This is a genomic window from Paenibacillus tritici (assembly GCF_013204885.1).
Classification (GTDB): Bacteria; Bacillota; Bacilli; order Paenibacillales; family Paenibacillaceae; genus Paenibacillus_AQ; species Paenibacillus_AQ tritici.
The window spans coordinates 127,638-143,477 of record NZ_JABMKX010000015.1 but is presented as its reverse complement, the minus strand read 5'-3'; the positions used below and the strand labels follow the sequence as shown (position 1 = coordinate 143,477).

The following is a 15,840-nucleotide window of genomic DNA, read 5'->3' as shown; positions in this document are numbered from 1 at the left end:
GTCTGACGAATATGGATGCGGCGGAGAAAATCGTGTATCTGGAAATGCTCGACTACAATGAACGTCATGCGCAGCGGGTCGTCCCCGGCTTTGGGATGGAACCCGTTAAAAAGAAGCTCCTGGAGCTCTTTGAATCCCGCTACCCTTCCGTACCTACACCCGATGAAGCATAGCGGATGAATCCAGTTTCTGGGGGTCGGGGTTCCCCCTCCCCCCAGAAACACCTGCACCCCCAACCCGTAACCCGGGGAGGTACTTCTACTCTCTTACACAAACTTCTTGACGCTACCTGTGCTAGCATCGTATAACTGTATTCTGTACAACTAAATCTGCCCTAATGGGAGAAAACTATCAAAATGTCCCAGTTTAATTGTACGAAATACAACTAAACGGAGAATTGGTGGGAAATCAGACGATTTAGTTGTACAAAGTGCAGTTAAGTCTATCGCGTACCGTTAGCGGGTTACTTTAAACCTCAAACCTCAAACCCTCACTAGGTAATTTGCCAAAGTGATTTTCACCAGTTTATATCTGACGTTATAGTAGAGGCTAACTGTGGAGAATGAAGTAGTGGAGTGCAAAATTAAGTGATAGACTTGAGGAAGAAGGCATGGAGCGGGCGCGAAAATCCTGCACATACTGCAACATTCTCCTCATAATCTCGGCTATAATCCCAAATTGTTCTATAAAAAACAGCATTTCTCCTTCTCCAAGTTGCCTAGCAGGACAATTCTTGTATTTCATACAACCAATCTTCCCAAACACCCAGGTATTTAGGTAGCCGAGTTGCAAAACGTACAACATTTAAGCCTTTACTGACCAATACCGTGTGAAAGGTAACAAAGTGAGCAGCTGTAATGATATTATTTAGGGTTGTATCGACTATTGCTTCGCTTATCCTCATTTATAGTAATTGCGTTTAAAAGGTGGTGGGTTATTATTTTCAATAATCATATTGATATATGCGTTGTTTCTTTAGAAAGTCCTTTTCCTCATAGAAAAGGATGAATAATTATGATTATAGGGACAGCTATGTCCTAGTGTGAAGGGAGAAAGAATAATGAGAGGTCGTGTGCATACAGAGTATCGGCGTTTAGGGGTTTTTGCTGTAGAGACTGAAGACCATGATTTCTCCATAATAGAGGTTCGGAGCGGGCTCCCATCCTTAGGTGACGAACTGATTGGCAAGCTTAATTCCCTTGGTGAAAAGCAGCTATACAATGATACAACTCTAGAAAAATTGGATGTGTCTATTAAATCTATACATTTAGCCCGTGACGATGTGAAGAGAGCTATTATAGATGCTGTAAGAGGGAAGTAGGGAGAAAGCTCCTAAATTTGAAGTGTTTGTAATAGAAAATTTGATCAAGAACGCAGCTTTGGATCTGGCTAAGAATGATTTGGAAATTGGATAAGAAGATTATGCTGCAAACGGAGAATTTCCAATAGGTGATGAATATATGAATAAAAAAACTAGGAAAATCAAGGTTCAAGATAAAAATTACGTTTATGTGATTAACCAAAAGTACCACCAAGGCGTAAGCGAAATCAATCTTTCTGTATCATTAAAAGGACAGAAGAATGTAACATGCTCTTTCCAATTTTGTACATGGGATGACCCGATTTCAGGAAGTCCTCTGTTAGTTGGTGTTCACTTAAAGAAGAGGGCTTCAGATGATATTGAAGGTTTTAACTTAAATTACCCGGGAGTAGTGAAGCAGTTTATTATGTATGGTCTGGAAAATGGGTGGAGTGGATCAAACAGAATCACGTTCAGTGATGGGTTAGAAATACTCGAGAATATGGGGTATGACGTGTTATGGCTTAAAATAGGACCTAATCTGCAATAATTAATTGATACTCTTACGCAGGAGGCGCTAGGGTCGTCGGATATGCAGAGGTAACACAAATTTTCAATGAACTATTGATAAAATCAGATTGATTCGATGAGCACTTATCATGAAGAGGTGAGGATGATTAAAAAATCGGAAATTGAATTTAAAATGCGTCTAAGGGATGGTTATCCGGGACCCACACGTTTTGCGGATTTTATAGTTGACGGACAATCCTTATATGATAGTTATGCTAAGCATTATGACTTTGTATCCTGTTTAGGATGGGGCAGTGAGGATTTTCAGCAAAAACACATTTCAAGATTGATATTATTGAGTCAGTCAGATTTCCCCAATGGAAAGAATTCAATATACATATGCCCTGCATGTGCTGATCTGGGGTGTGGGGCAGTATATTCATTTATCGAAATGAATAAAGACATTGTATCTTGGACTTTCATTGATGACAGAGAACAGTTAATGAATAACTCAAAAACGTTTCACTTTGATAAAAAAGATTATATTAAACAAATTAATAGTACATATGGATTAGGCGGGTTTAAATTCCCTTGGGGGAAGTAGACCTTATACACAAAAAGTAAAAAACGTCTCTCAACAAAACAGCGGCAGCCCAGGACTTATCCGTCCAGGCTGCCGCTGTTTCCATTTCCCTATCCGCCCCTATCCATCCTTACCCGTCCCTATCCATCCCCACTACTCCCGCTGCTGCAGGATATGATTCATTCGCCATTTGGATGGGGTGACGCCATAACGCTTCTTGAACTGGGTTGTAAAATAAGTGCTGCTGTTATATCCGACCCGTCCGGCAATCTCGCGGATATCGAGCGCAAGCTCGGTGACCAGCAGCAGCTCTGCCTGCTCCAGCCGCAAGTGGTTGACGAAATCCGGGAAGCTGCTGTCCACTTCTTCGGCAATCAGCCTGCTGAGGTAGGCAGGGCTGACCGACAGCTTCTCGGCCAGCGCATTAAGCGACAGGGCCGGGTCGCTATAATGCTCCCTAATATAAGCGGCAGCCTCAGCGGCAATGCTGCGGGTCTGCACCGCCCTCATGCCGGCAATCCGGTCCACGGCTGCGCCGCAGCTGTGTTCAATCCACTCGCGCAGCTTGTCATAGCTCTGAATCTGCCATACCTGCTGATAATCATCCAGAAAGCCGGAATGGCGGTTGCCCCCGCTGCTCAGATCCGCCGTACGGTTCAGCTCGAAGGCAAGCCTTGATACAGCAATGGCAGCAGACTCTGCACGATAGCTACAGGCTACCGCCAGCAGTCTTTCCACTGCCTGCGGGATGTGGCTTGCCAGCTCCGGCTGCTTTACCGCCTGCAATACCGGCTCAAGCGCACTGTCAGGTACCGGGCTGCTGTTCAGATGGACAGTATCATCGGCGAATATGATATTCTGCTGCGCATGAAATTTGAAATATTGCATGCAGTCTGCGGCTTCAGCGTATTTGGCCTTCAGCAGACCCAGATCACTTTCCAGCCCACTGATGCCGAACCCGCAGCGGCCGCCGGACTTAAGGCCCATTGCAGCGAGTTCCTCCCATGTACTGCGGTAGTGGGCATAATCTCCGAAGCTTCCGCTATAGAGCTCACTCAGTATAAGGACGGCCGACCCTTGATGGGGGCGGAAGATTTGAACCTCGGCCAGCTCCGAGAATGCAGTTTGAATCCGGTGAATGCCTTCCTGGACAGGTTCCGGAGCATCCCCGGTCTGTCCCGGTTCGAGCACGGCCAGTACACAGACGCAATAAGCACCTCCCGTTGCGCCGATGCTCATCATCGGGAGTCCGCCGGAAGGGTCTGCCGCACCGCGCGGGGAGAGCAGCCAGCGCATCAGGGCACTGCCGTCGCTCTCCTTTTTGAGCTGTGCCAGCTTCACACCTATAGATTCCAGCTCCAGATTCACGGTACCCAGGTCACTGCCGGCCTTCAAGGCTTCTTCATTGCCGGAGATACTAGCGATACTGCCAAACAGCCTGCCGATCGGCTTATAGATCCGCCGGGAGATCAGGTTGGCGGTTACCGCAGCAGCCAATATAAGGGCCAGACAGAGACCAATCATTAGATTACGGGCATTCGCAAGCTCACGGATGCTGTCTGTATAGTACATCTCTGATATGAACCACAGCTTATCCTGCGCGGAATAGACATAAGTAATCAGCTGCTTGTCCCCGTTGCCCTTATAGACGAAGGAGCCTCTTTCCGAGGTGGAGGCAGCGACCTGCTTCAGCATCTCGGGATGTAAGGTGCTGCCGGAGAGTGTGCTGTGCATGAGAATTTCGCCATTCCGGTCAATGACGGCGTAACGCGTAGTTCCGCCTTCTTTTTGAGTGAACAGATTGTTCTGGAGCTTGGCGAGATTGACGGTCAGCGCAACTGCGCCGTAATATTCACTGTCTGCAAAGGCCCGGTCGTTATAGAAGACAGTCAACAGGGTGACCGGCGTACCATTGTTCTGGGTGGTCTTCCACACAAAAGGTGATTCAATAATGCGGCTGCTCCGCATCCTCCGGGCCAGCTCCAGCTTGGCTTCCGGGCTGAGCGGCATATTCTCATAGATGACAGCAGGTTCCTTCTCGCCGAAGATATAGGCATTCTCCAGATACTGGTTAACGATCAGCGCACCGCGAATCTGGCTTAAGACGCTGTAGAGCTGGTCACTCCAGTCTGTCTCTCCGCTCCGCATCAGGGTGCTGATGTTCGGGTTGGCATAGAAGTCCATCGTATAGTTCTGAACAATGTCCTTATAATTCGTGAATACGGTTTCAGTATTTAGCAGCACATTCTGGTTAGCCTTATCGACATTATCAATGGATATATTCCGGTACCAGTAGAAGATCGCCATAGCCAGTACCAGAATGCAGCAGACGGAGATCAGGGTCAGGCTCATAAAAAAGCGGGTATACAGTTTCTTTCTCTTTCCCAAGATGATCGCCCCTTTATGTAAATCCTACTACACCTATTCTAGAGGGACAAGCTATTCATTGACAAGATGGGAGATGGAGCCAAATAGCATGAAAGTATAAAAAACGGGAAAAAGAGCATAGAAAGAGCAAGAAAGTTAAACTTATACGAACTATAATTGGTTATGCTTACATTTTGCTCGTTTGAAGGAGGATTTCTGTATTGAGAACATTCCGCAATCCGGTGCTGCCGGGCTTTTATCCCGACCCTTCCGCTATCCGCGTAGGCGAGGACTACTATCTTGTTACGTCCAGCTTTGAATTTTTCCCCGGTGTCCCTATCTTTCACAGCAAGGACCTGGTGAACTGGCGCCAGCTTGGCCATGTGCTGGACCGTCCGTCCCAGCTGAATCTGGACCACACGATTCCGTCGATGGGCATTTGGGCACCTACCCTCCGATATCATCAAGGTCTCTTCTATATGATTACAACCTACGTGGACAATAATAAGGATCAGCATAATTTCTATGTGACTGCCACCGATCCGGCCGGAGACTGGTCTGATCCGGTATGGCTGGAGGATGCACCGGGGATCGATCCCTCCCTGTTCTTCGATGAAGACGGCAAGGTATATTACACCGGCAACCGTGTTCCTCCCGAAGGCCAGGATTATCCGAAGCATATGGACATTTGGCTGCAGGAGATTGACCTTGAACAAGGCAGACTCATAGGTCCGAAGCTCAGCATCTGGCAAGGTGCCCTTAAGGTGGGTCATGCCCAGGAGGGACCCCATGTCTACAAAATCGGCGGCTGGTATTATGTGCTGATTGCCGAAGGCGGCACCGGCCATACCCATGCGATCACGATTGCCAGAAGCCGGAACGTGACCGGCCCTTATGAAGGACATAAAGCGAATCCTATTCTTACTCACCGCCATCTCGGCAGAGAATATCCAATCGTGAATGTCGGCCATGGTGAGCTGGTGGAGACGCAGCATGGAGACTGGTGGATGTTCTGTCTTGCTTCCCGGACCTGCGGCGGCTATTACCGCAACCTCGGGCGTGAGACGTTCCTGACCCCGGTGAAATGGGAGAATGAATGGCCTGTTGTGAATCCGGGCAAAGGCGTGCTGGAGCTGGAAGCGGCAGCGCCTGATCTGCCGGAAACGAAATGGCCGCAGCTGCCTGTACGTGATGATTTCGAGTCCGCAGAGCTCAGCCTGATCTGGAACTTCCTGCGGACACCGCGCGGGGAATTCTGGAGCCTCACTGAACGTCCGGGACATCTGCGGCTGCGGCTCAAGCCGGAGCAGCTGACGGAGATCAGCAATCCGTCTTACATTGGAAGACGCCAGCAGCACTTAAGCTTCAGAGCGGCAGCTGAAATGACCTTCAAGCCGGGGGCAACAGGCGAAACCGCCGGACTGGTCCTGATTCAGAATGCGGACAACCACTTCCGCTATGAATTGAAGCTGAAGGACGGGAAGCAGGTGCTGCAGCTGATTGTGCGCAGCCGAGGGGATGAGCAGCTGCTGGCATCGGTGCCTTATCCGCAGGACAAAGTGCAGCTTAAGGCAGAGGCCAGAGGGCAGGACTATAGCTTCTATTATAGATCGGACGAATTCGGTTCATGGACGGCATTACATGAACGGGCTGACGGAAGAGTGCTCAGCACGGACCTGGCCGGAGGATTCACAGGGGCGTACATTGGCATGTATGCCAGTTCCCAAGGGGCGCCAAGCACCAATTATGCCGATTTCGACTGGTTCAGCTATGAAGAAATTGAATAGACAGGAGGGAAGCGGCCTATGAACAGCCAGCAGGATTCCAATCCTTATCCTGTACCTGAACTGCCGCGAATACCGGAGCGGACGTTCAGGATTACGGATTATGGGTCAGCAGGCGGAGAACTGCTGTGCACTGCTGCCATACAGGATACGCTTGATGCCTGTGCTGCTGCAGGGGGCGGAAAGGTCATCATCCCGCCGGGAATATGGCGTACGGGACCGCTGACGCTGCACAGCCGGACTAATCTGTATGCCGAGCGCGGGGCACTTGTATGCTTCGAACCGGACTTCACGCTGTATCCGCTGCTCTTCTCCCATTATGAGGGGAATGCCGGCTGGCGCTGCCAGGCTCCGCTGGATGGGGAGAATCTCAGTGATGTGGCCATTACCGGCGAAGGGATATTCGATGGAAGCGGTGAGGCCTGGCGCCCGGTGAAACGCTTCAAGATGACGGAGCTTCAATGGCAGAGCCTGATTGCTTCCGGGGGAGTAGTGGATGAGCAGAATCAGATGTGGTGGCCTTCTGGAGAGGCGTTGAAGGGAGAGGCTTACTACCGGCGGCTGCTGGAGGAAGGGCAGACTGCAATGGAAGCTTATCTGCCTGCCCGGGCTTATCTGCGTCCTGCACTGCTAAGCCTGCGGAACTGCAAGCGGGTGCTGCTGGAGGGAGCTACCTTCCAGAATTCACCTGCCTGGTGCCTTCATCCTATGGGCTGTGAACAGGTAACGGTCAGGCACATCCAGGTACGTAATCCATGGTATTCCCAGAATGGGGACGGGCTGGATCTGGAGTCCTGCACACACGCCCTTGTGGAGCACTGCCGGTTCGATGTAGGGGATGATGCGATCTGCCTGAAGTCGGGCAAAGACGAGGAAGGACGCAGAGCAGGGATGCCCTGCCGGTATATTACGATCCGGCATTGTACGGTATATCACGGACATGGCGGAGTGGTGATCGGCAGTGAAATGTCTGGCGGCGTGCATGCGGTCAGAGTCAGCGATTGCCTGTTCATCGGCACGGACATCGGGCTGCGCTTCAAAAGCGCCCGGGGAAGAGGCGGAGTAGTAGAGGATATCCGGATGGAGAATATCCGCATGACAGGCATTATCCATGAGGCAGTATCCTTCCATATGTTCTATGCGGGAGTTGAAGGCTCTGAAGGCTATGATGAGCAGTCCTTCCCCGTTACGGAGGAGACTCCGCAGTTCCGGAATATCACACTCCGCAATATCACCTGCCATGGTGCGGCAACTGCGCTGCTGGTGAACGGATTGCCGGAGATGCCGCTTGCTGGGCTGACGGTGGAGAATTTCAGCGCGATAAGCAAGCAGGGAATGGTTCTGCGGTATGCCAGCAATCTGAAGCTGGACGGAATCCGGCTGAGGACTGAGGAAGCAGAGCCTGTGAAGATGCATAAATGCAGCCGTGTAGAGCTCATCCGGTCTGGAGAGCTTATGATTGCAGAGAGCTCAGGCTGATGCCCGGGAGAGGCGCTATTCTTCAATCCTTCATTCAGACTTGGAGTCAGCCCGGGATTTGGATGCCTTGCGGTATTGGAGCGGAGTCAGCCCGGTTGATCTTTTGAAAGTCTTATTGAAGTGGGACAGATGCTCGAAGCCGACTGTGGAAGCGATCTCCTGAATCTTGGCGGAGGTTCCGGCCAGCAGCCGCTGGGCTTCACGGACTCTGATATGAACAATGTATTCACGGAAATGAAACCCGGTCAGGCGGTGAAACACGCGGCTCAGGTAAGACGGGCTGATGAAGAAGTGTCCGGCAGTCTCTTCCAGCGTAAGCGCTTCACGGTGATGCTCCCGGATGTACGTGGCGACATCGGTTACCAGATGATGCAGCGGGTGCTTCGTCCCGCCGGCCTGTGTTGTACTCTCCGAGCGCTGGAGCAGAATCATCAGCTCGGTGAACATCGCCACGATGGAGGCTTCATACAGAGGCCGCTGGATACGCGCTTCCTCCAGAATACGGCTTAGCAGCGTCTCCGCCTCATTCTGTTCGCGCAGGGTCAGCCTGAACAGACGGTAGCGGTGATTCTGGAACCACAAGGCCTCATCTTGCAGCACAAGGGGCAGCAGCTCAGGATCGTAATTGATCAGAATCCGTTCGAATTCGGCCATTTCAGAGCTTGCGGTAGCATGCAGCTCCCGGCCTGGAATCAGAATCAGCTCGCCCTTGTGAACCGTAACGACCCGGTCATCCACAAAGTATACGCGCTCACCCTCTGTCAGATAGTACAGCTCGGTGAGTTCATGACTGTGGGGGCGCGGCATCGCAGTGATGCCTTTGCGCTTCATATGCTGAATGCTGAACCGTCCTTCTTCGATATGATATTTCGGATTAGGGCTAGTCACGCTGGTCATAAATCTCCTCTTCTCATCTGAACCGTTACGGTTATTATAGAATAAATAGAGGTCGCCATGAAAGGAGCCGCACATGTTAATTACAGTATCGAAGAATCCCGGAGAAGGATACAGCAGTCTGCAGGAGGCCCTGGATTCCATTCCGCCACAGCAGAAGCAGGCCGTAACCATCCGGATCAAGCCCGGCATTTATGAGGAAAAGATTACAATCGTCCGCGAAGCCCCGCCCATTCTGCTGCTGGGGGAGGACCCGCATTCCACCGTGATTACCTGGAATGATAATGCCCACACGCTGGGAGCGGACGGTGAACCGCTCGGTACCTTCCGCAGCGGCACCCTGAATGTGTTCGCGGAAGGCTTCACCGCCGAGAATCTGACCATAAGGAACGCATCCGGTCCGGGAACCGGACAGGCGGTGGCCGCCTTTGTTGATGCCGGACAGGCGGTATTCCGGCGCGTTCGGATGCTGGGTGACCAGGATACACTCTATACAGGGCAGGGCAAGCAATATTACAACGACTGCTATATTGAAGGCGATGTCGATTATATTTTTGGAGCCGCCACGGCGTTGTTCGATGGCTGCCATCTGCACAATAAGCGGTCCAGAGGTTATATTACAGCCGCTTCAACACCGGAGGGAGCTGCATTCGGCTATGTATTCCTGAATTGCCGGATTACCGGCGGTGAAGGTGTCAGTGAGGTGTATCTCGGGCGTCCTTGGCGGCCTTATGCGCATGTAGCTTTCATCCGCACGGTCATGGACGGTTCAGTGACCGGCGAAGGCTGGCATAACTGGGGGCAGCCGGACAGGGAGCAGACCAGCCGTTATGAAGAATACGGCAGCAGCGGGCCAGGGGCCTGTCCAGAGAGCAGGGCTGCATGGTCTCGACAGTTAACTGCAGAGGAAGCTGCGGAGTACCGGGTTCTGACCGTTCTGGACGGCTGGCATCCTGAAGGCTATTAAGAACCAGGAGGAACCCCCGATGGAATCATTGGAACAATATATGAAGCAATTGACCGCTGCCGCAGCGCAGGACGCTGCCTTCCGTGAGGACATTCCACACGGGGAGTGGCGGGCAAAGCTTACTGCAAGCTTTACCGGACGGCTTGGCGGCTTGCCGGAGGAACGGGCAGCGCTTGCACCTGTGCGGCTTGAGCGGGTAGCTTGTAACGGATATATACGTGAGCGTGTGGAGATTACCACTTATGAAGGACTTAGAATGGCTATGTATCTTCTGATTCCGGGGCAGCCGTTATCTTCTCCCTGCCCGGCTATTCTGGCTATTCATGGGCATGGCTACGGCAGCCGTGAGATTACCGGCCTCCATCCGGATGGCTCGCAGCGGCAGGGTGGCCCGGGGCTGCATAAGGATTTTGCCGTCTCCCTGGTGAAGCAGGGCTTCGTGGTCGCAGCGCCCGAGATGCTCGGCTTCGGCGACCGGCGGCTGGCAGAGGATCTGGAGAGCGGCGAGCCCGGGCGCAATTCCTGCTTCCGCCTATCCTCTGCGCTATTGATGGCGGGGCAGACGATGGCAGGCTACCGGATCTATGAAAGTATGCGGGCGCTGGATTATTTGCAGATGCGGGAAGAGGTTAACGGTGAACGATTAGGCATTATGGGTATTTCCGGCGGCGGGCTGGTCGCCGGCTTCACGGCTGCACTGGATCAGCGGATCACCTGTGCGGTCGTCAGCGGTTACGCCAATACGTTTGCGGATAGCATACTCACGCGGAATCATTGTCTGGATAATTATATTCCGGGCATTCTGCTGGAAGCGGAAATGCCGGATCTGCTTGGGTTGATTGCCCCGCGCGGCCTGTTCCTGGAGTCGGGAGATGCCGACCCTTTGTTTGGTCCGGCAGGCGCGAAGCAAGCCCTGGACCGGCTGGAGACGATTTATAACGCAGCGGGGCATGGCGGAGAGGTAGAGGCGGATTTTTTTGCCGGAGGGCATGAAATACACGGGGAGCCGGCGTATGCCTGGCTGCAGAAGAAGCTTGCCGGTGCCTGAGCTCAGACTTAGGCTTGGAGCATAAACGACAGGAGGAATAAGGATGTCTATCACGGAATCAACAATGTCAGGCTTGTCCCGCAGAATCGCGGATACCTTTATTAGTCAATGCAATGAACAAGGGGAGCACGAGTATGTCCTGGAGCGCTGGGCCTATGTGCCCGGTATGCTGCTGATGGCAGTGGCCCGCGCCGGTGTACAGCATGGGGAGTCCGAATATCTCTCCTTCATGCAGCGGCATATGGAGAGCTTCATCGGGGAGGACGGCTCGATCCGCTCCTATTCGCTGGAGGAATATAACCTGGATCAGATCAACCAGGGCAAGAATCTCTTCTACCTGTACCGGCAGACCGGGGAAGCGCGTTACGCTGAAGCGGCTCATCTGCTGGCGGCGCAGCTCATTGGGCAACCCCGTACTTCAGAGGGAGGATTCTGGCATAAGAAGGTGTATCCTTTTCAGATGTGGCTGGACGGATTATATATGGCGTCGCCGTTTCTTGCCGAATACGGGGCCGTATTCCAGCGTCCCGAGCTGATAGATGAAGCTGCCCATCAGCTGCTATTGATCGAGCGCCGGACCCGTGATCCGCGGACCGGCCTGCTCTATCACGGCTGGGATGAATCCAAAGAGCAGGAATGGGCGGACTCGTCCACCGGACTCTCTTCCCACTTCTGGAGCCGGGCGATGGGCTGGTACGCCATGGCCGCCGTGGACTGCCTGGAGCATTTCCCGCTCACCCATCCGCAGCGGGGAACGATCATCGGGATTTTCCAGCGGATGTGCGGTGCACTGCTTGAGGTGCAGGACCAGGAGACCGGCCTGTGGTATCAGGTGCTTGATCAGGCAGGGCGCAAAGGCAATTACCTCGAAGCCACCGGCTCGTGCATGTTCGTTTATGCGATGGCCAAAGCCCTGCGGCTGCGTTATCTGGAGCCTTCGTTCAAGGAAGCGATGCTGAAAGGCTATGAGGGCATCCTCACGCATCTGGTTACCGAAGATGAACAAGGCGTTCATCTGCATCAGATCTGCCACGGGGCAGGCCTCAGCAAGGACCGGAACGGTTCTTATGATTACTACATTTCCGAAGCGGTAGTCTCTGATGTGCCGATGGGTGTTGCGCCATTATTGCTGGCTTCCCTTGAGGTGGAGAAGTTACAGACACCGGTAAATTGAGCGTCAACATCGTTATAATCGCAGCTGATCCGGGTCCGATTTTTGTGATAGTATAGGATATTGGATACTTCTAATCGAGGACATGCGGAGGAAGCTATGAATCAGGAATTGCACAGAATAGCCGAGTGGATTAACAGTCAGGCTGAGAGAGTGATCGTGGGCATTTCGGGTCACGGGGCATCGGGAAAGACGACGTTTGCCCATCATCTGATCACTCTTTTGGGGCAGGAGAGCTTGAATGTTCTGAATACTGACCCCTATATTATCGGATCTGATCTTAGACGGTACGCCAGGATTGACTACGAATATAACAATGAACAATATCGTGACAAAATGACCGCCTGTCACCCTGCCGCCCATAACGTGGCTGCTTTGGAGCGAGACGTTCGTATGCTGCGGGACGGTTTGGATCTGTATACCATCGGTACGCATTATAGCAAGAGTGCGCTGTTATCATCTGGCAACAGGATTAATATTGTAGAGGGCATGAGCGTGGCTTTTACGGACCCGAGTCTGTATGATCTCAAAGTCTACTTATATACGGACGGGGAGACTGAGCTGAGGCGAAGGGGAATCCGTGATGTGGCTGAGCGGGGGACAGATATTCAGTATTTAATGAAATCCCACGAGCAGCGCAGAATTCAGTATGAATTATTCATGCATCCGTATCATGAGAAGTTCGATATTGTGATCAGGAATGAAGATTAAGCGGTAGTTTCAGCGACAAAATATCATATACAGCTACGGCCCCGCCTTCCGGTATGGAGGAATGGGGCCGTTTTTTTCTTCCTGGAATGAAGAAAAAAATCCGGAAATATTACCAATCCTTAACCGGAATCGTGCTATAATTTTAACGGATTAATAGGGCTTAAGCGTGCTTTTATAACTACATAGTCGGGGGAATTCGCTTGTTCATTACACAAAATGTTAGAAAGAAAGTAATCGCAGGGGCACTCGCTGTATGTCTGGCTATACTGCCGTCCGGCGCAGCCTTGGCGGGTAACATGACGGATCTCAGTGGAAGCTGGGCAAAGGAACAAATTCATAGATGGATGGATCAAGGTTTGGTTTCCGGCTATCCGGACGGCGAATTCAAACCTAATCATCCGGTCACCCGGGCTGAATTAACGGTTTTGATCAATAGGGCTTTTGGATTTACTGAAATGAAAAAAGTTGATTTTAGCGACATCTCCAGCAGCAAGTGGTATTACACAAGTATTTTGCAGGCCAGTGCAGCGGGATATGTTCAAGGCTATGCAGACGGCTCCTTCAAGCCGGATCAGAAGGTTAACCGTCAGGAGCTGGCGGCTATGATCAGTAAAATGCTTAAGCTGACAGCCGCAGCAGACGCCCCTGAGTTCGGTGATCTTAAGGGTAGCCCGGATTGGAGTAAGAGCGCAATCCGTGCGGTAAGCGGGCAGGGTATCATGACAGGTTATGGTGATGGGAATTTTCGCCCGCTCGCCTATGCAACCCGTGCGGAAACGGTTGTCATTCTGGATAGAGCCTTGTCCTTGCTCGATGCTGAGTCGGGGGAATATGTAATCATTTACGATAAGCCAGGCATATATGGTCCGCTGTCGGGAATGTCCCAAGTAGACAGCGATGTCGTGATCAGTGTGCCGGGGATTACACTCCGTAATATGAACATCACCGGAGGTCTGCTGCTGGGAGAAGGCATAGGTGAAGGCGATGTGAAGCTCCAGAATGTAACGGTAGGGGGCAATACTGCGGTTGAAGGCGGCGGAGCGAATAGTATTCATCTGGCGGATTCTACACTGGGTTCTGTGCGTATTGACAAGAAGGATGGCAGTGTAAGAGTGGTTGCTGAAGGAAAGACCCGAATCAATGAGCTTCAGGTCCGTTCAGCTTCAACCGTTGAAGCCCTTCCCGGAGCTGAGATCAGTACCCTTACGTTATCACCTGACATTCCGGCGGATGCCCGCATCCGGTTAACCGGCAGCTTCAAGACTGTAAATATTCTTGCATCACATCTTGATATTGAGATCAGCGGGGGCACTGTGGAGACAGTCAGTGTTGGCCAATCAGCGGGCAGTAATAAACTGGCCAATAACGGCAGTATCAAGTCAATGACGATGAACGCCGGTATACAGATTTCAGGTAAAGGCAGCATCGAGAATGCGGTAGTCAACGCTTCAGGCATTACAATAGAGAAAGCGCCAGGTAAAATTACGGTCGGCACGGATGTACCGGCAGATGTGAAAGTAAATATAGCCGGTTCTGATAAAACGGCTGCGCCTGCTTCTGCAATACCAGCGCCGGCTGTGCCAGGTGGCGGCGGTGGAGGAGGTGGCGGTGAAAGTGCGGCGGCTACACCAACACCGACGGTAGAACCAACAGCGACACCCACAGCGACACCAACGCCAGTAGCAACAGAGACACCAACGCCGGAACCAACAGCGGAACCAACGGCAGAACCAACGGCGGAACCAACGCCGGAACCAACGCCGGAACCGACGGCAGAACCGACAGCGGAACCAACGGCGGTAGCAACAGCGGAACCAACGGCAGAACCGACAGCGGAACCGACAGCAGAACCAACGGCGGTAGCAACAGCGGTGTCATCAGCGACGCCAACTGCGGCAGCAACGCCTGTAGCAACGGCGGTGTCATCGGCGACGCCAACAGCGGCAGCAACGGCGGTAGCAACAGCGGTGTCATCAGCGATGCCAACCGCCGCTACTTCGCCGTCACCATCGGCTCCGCCGACGCCAACCCCATGGCCGGTAGTAACACCGACACCCACACCGTGGTCAACGGTGGCACCTACACCGCCTATTATAAATCATGGAGTTGTAGAAGGGGTGATTGAGCGTGCAGACGGGAAGGTTGCGGATTCAGGTACTGTATACTTAGAACGGGATAGCGATTATATGACTTACTCCGCTGCACTGACGAATGGAGAATTCTCTATAGATTTGCCGGATGGGCCGTACCGGATTTACTCCATGCGTTCCACTACAACACAAGAGGTTATTTCACTCTACTATAGGTTCTACGTTATGAATGGCAAGGCAGATAGAGATGTGCATATCCTCATTCCTGAGCAGCAGGCAGGCACGTTACAGTACTCGGACGGGACCATAGTTGAGGATGGGGAAATTATTGTAAGGAGATTGGACAGCGGACCGTATGCCTCGTATAGTACTGAAATCCAAGCAGGCAGGTTCAGCTTTAATTTACCGGACGGTCATTATAATGTTGAAGTCTTAAACTACGGCGAAACAAACAATCAATTAAGAATTAATTATTTATTTGAGGTCATTGACGGGAAAACCAATCTAAATATCAAGTTGCCTCCAAAAATTGAGGGAAGCATTAGCTTCGTGGATGGTTCCCCGATTTACGACGGCTGGCTGGAAATCAGAGAAATGAATGCTCTGAATTTCGGAATTTACTGGGTCCCTGTGGTTGCTGGTAAGTTCAATCTTTATTTAGCGGATGGCGACTATAACATTCTGGCGTTATACACTGACGAGGCAGGAACTATAGATTTGCGTACTCAGATAAAGATTGTTAATGGTGAGCCTGCCGCAGGACCGATTGATATTAAAGTGCCTTTAGCAATACTACAACATCAAATTCCCGTATTATAGCTTCCCGGTGCTGGACGGGCAGTCTGATCCGCGTGAGCTTGTAATTCATTTGCCCGCCAATAATGTTACTTATGGAAACAACAGAGCAGCGCTTCCCGTCACAGGAGAGCCGCTGCT

Annotated in this window: 12 protein-coding genes and 2 pseudogenes; 12 read left to right on the top strand and 2 right to left on the bottom strand. The window is 51.8% G+C overall.

All coding sequences use genetic code 11. The annotated features are described in order from the left end of the window. The 4 genes and pseudogenes from HQN87_RS33255 to HQN87_RS24620 all read left to right on the top strand — a co-directional run. Positions 1-173 (top strand): annotated as a pseudogene (locus HQN87_RS33255) (IS256 family transposase); the annotation flags it as partial. Between the two features lie 887 nt (positions 174-1,060). After that, positions 1,061-1,321, top strand: a complete 261-nt coding sequence (locus tag HQN87_RS24630) for a hypothetical protein (RefSeq protein ID WP_173138714.1) — start codon at positions 1,061-1,063, stop codon at positions 1,319-1,321. Positions 1,322-1,460: 139 nt separating this feature from the next. Next, a complete protein-coding gene (locus HQN87_RS24625; protein ID WP_173138713.1) occupies positions 1,461-1,850 on the top strand; it encodes a hypothetical protein in 390 nt (129 codons plus the stop codon). Positions 1,851-1,973: 123 nt separating this feature from the next. After that, complete coding sequence (locus HQN87_RS24620; RefSeq protein WP_173138711.1) at positions 1,974-2,414, top strand: hypothetical protein; 441 nt, start codon at positions 1,974-1,976, stop codon at positions 2,412-2,414. A gap of 132 nt (positions 2,415-2,546) precedes the next feature. Here the strand turns inward: HQN87_RS24620 and HQN87_RS24615 are convergent, their stop codons facing one another. Continuing rightward, positions 2,547-4,781, bottom strand: coding sequence for an AraC family transcriptional regulator (locus HQN87_RS24615; RefSeq protein ID WP_173138709.1), 2,235 nt, complete (start codon positions 4,779-4,781; stop codon positions 2,547-2,549). A 200-nt stretch (positions 4,782-4,981) separates the two neighbouring features. Here HQN87_RS24615 and HQN87_RS24610 point away from each other — a divergent pair, with 200 nt between their 5' ends. Both HQN87_RS24610 and HQN87_RS24605 read left to right on the top strand, forming a co-directional pair. After that, positions 4,982-6,547 (top strand): glycoside hydrolase family 43 protein, encoded by a 1,566-nt coding sequence (locus HQN87_RS24610; protein ID WP_173138707.1) that lies wholly within the window; start codon positions 4,982-4,984, stop codon positions 6,545-6,547. A gap of 18 nt (positions 6,548-6,565) precedes the next feature. Continuing rightward, positions 6,566-8,023 carry a glycoside hydrolase family 28 protein gene (locus HQN87_RS24605; protein WP_173138705.1) on the top strand — a complete coding sequence of 486 codons (1,458 nt, stop codon included), beginning with the start codon at positions 6,566-6,568 and terminating at the stop codon, positions 8,021-8,023. Between the two features lie 30 nt (positions 8,024-8,053). Here the strand turns inward: HQN87_RS24605 and HQN87_RS24600 are convergent, their stop codons facing one another. Continuing rightward, the gene (locus HQN87_RS24600; RefSeq protein ID WP_173138704.1) at positions 8,054-8,920 is read right to left on the bottom strand and encodes a helix-turn-helix transcriptional regulator; all 867 of its coding nucleotides are present in this window, start codon (positions 8,918-8,920) and stop codon (positions 8,054-8,056) included. Positions 8,921-8,993: 73 nt separating this feature from the next. On the opposite strand from HQN87_RS24600, the gene HQN87_RS24595 reads away from it, so the two are divergent. From HQN87_RS24595 to HQN87_RS24575, 6 genes and pseudogenes are all read left to right on the top strand, one after another. Then, positions 8,994-9,884, top strand: a complete 891-nt coding sequence (locus HQN87_RS24595) for a pectinesterase family protein (protein ID WP_173138702.1) — start codon at positions 8,994-8,996, stop codon at positions 9,882-9,884. A 19-nt stretch (positions 9,885-9,903) separates the two neighbouring features. After that, complete coding sequence (locus tag HQN87_RS24590; RefSeq protein WP_173138699.1) at positions 9,904-10,932, top strand: dienelactone hydrolase family protein; 1,029 nt, start codon at positions 9,904-9,906, stop codon at positions 10,930-10,932. A 43-nt stretch (positions 10,933-10,975) separates the two neighbouring features. After that, positions 10,976-12,106, top strand: a complete 1,131-nt coding sequence (locus HQN87_RS24585) for a glycoside hydrolase family 88/105 protein (protein ID WP_173138697.1) — start codon at positions 10,976-10,978, stop codon at positions 12,104-12,106. Positions 12,107-12,202: 96 nt separating this feature from the next. After that, positions 12,203-12,814 (top strand): uridine kinase family protein, encoded by a 612-nt coding sequence (locus tag HQN87_RS24580; protein ID WP_173138695.1) that lies wholly within the window; start codon positions 12,203-12,205, stop codon positions 12,812-12,814. A 296-nt stretch (positions 12,815-13,110) separates the two neighbouring features. Next, positions 13,111-13,221, top strand: a pseudogene (locus HQN87_RS33110) (S-layer homology domain-containing protein); the annotation flags it as partial. Between the two features lie 48 nt (positions 13,222-13,269). Continuing rightward, positions 13,270-15,723, top strand: coding sequence for an S-layer homology domain-containing protein (locus HQN87_RS24575; protein WP_254075646.1), 2,454 nt, complete (start codon positions 13,270-13,272; stop codon positions 15,721-15,723). The last annotated feature ends 117 nt before the right edge of the window (positions 15,724-15,840 follow it).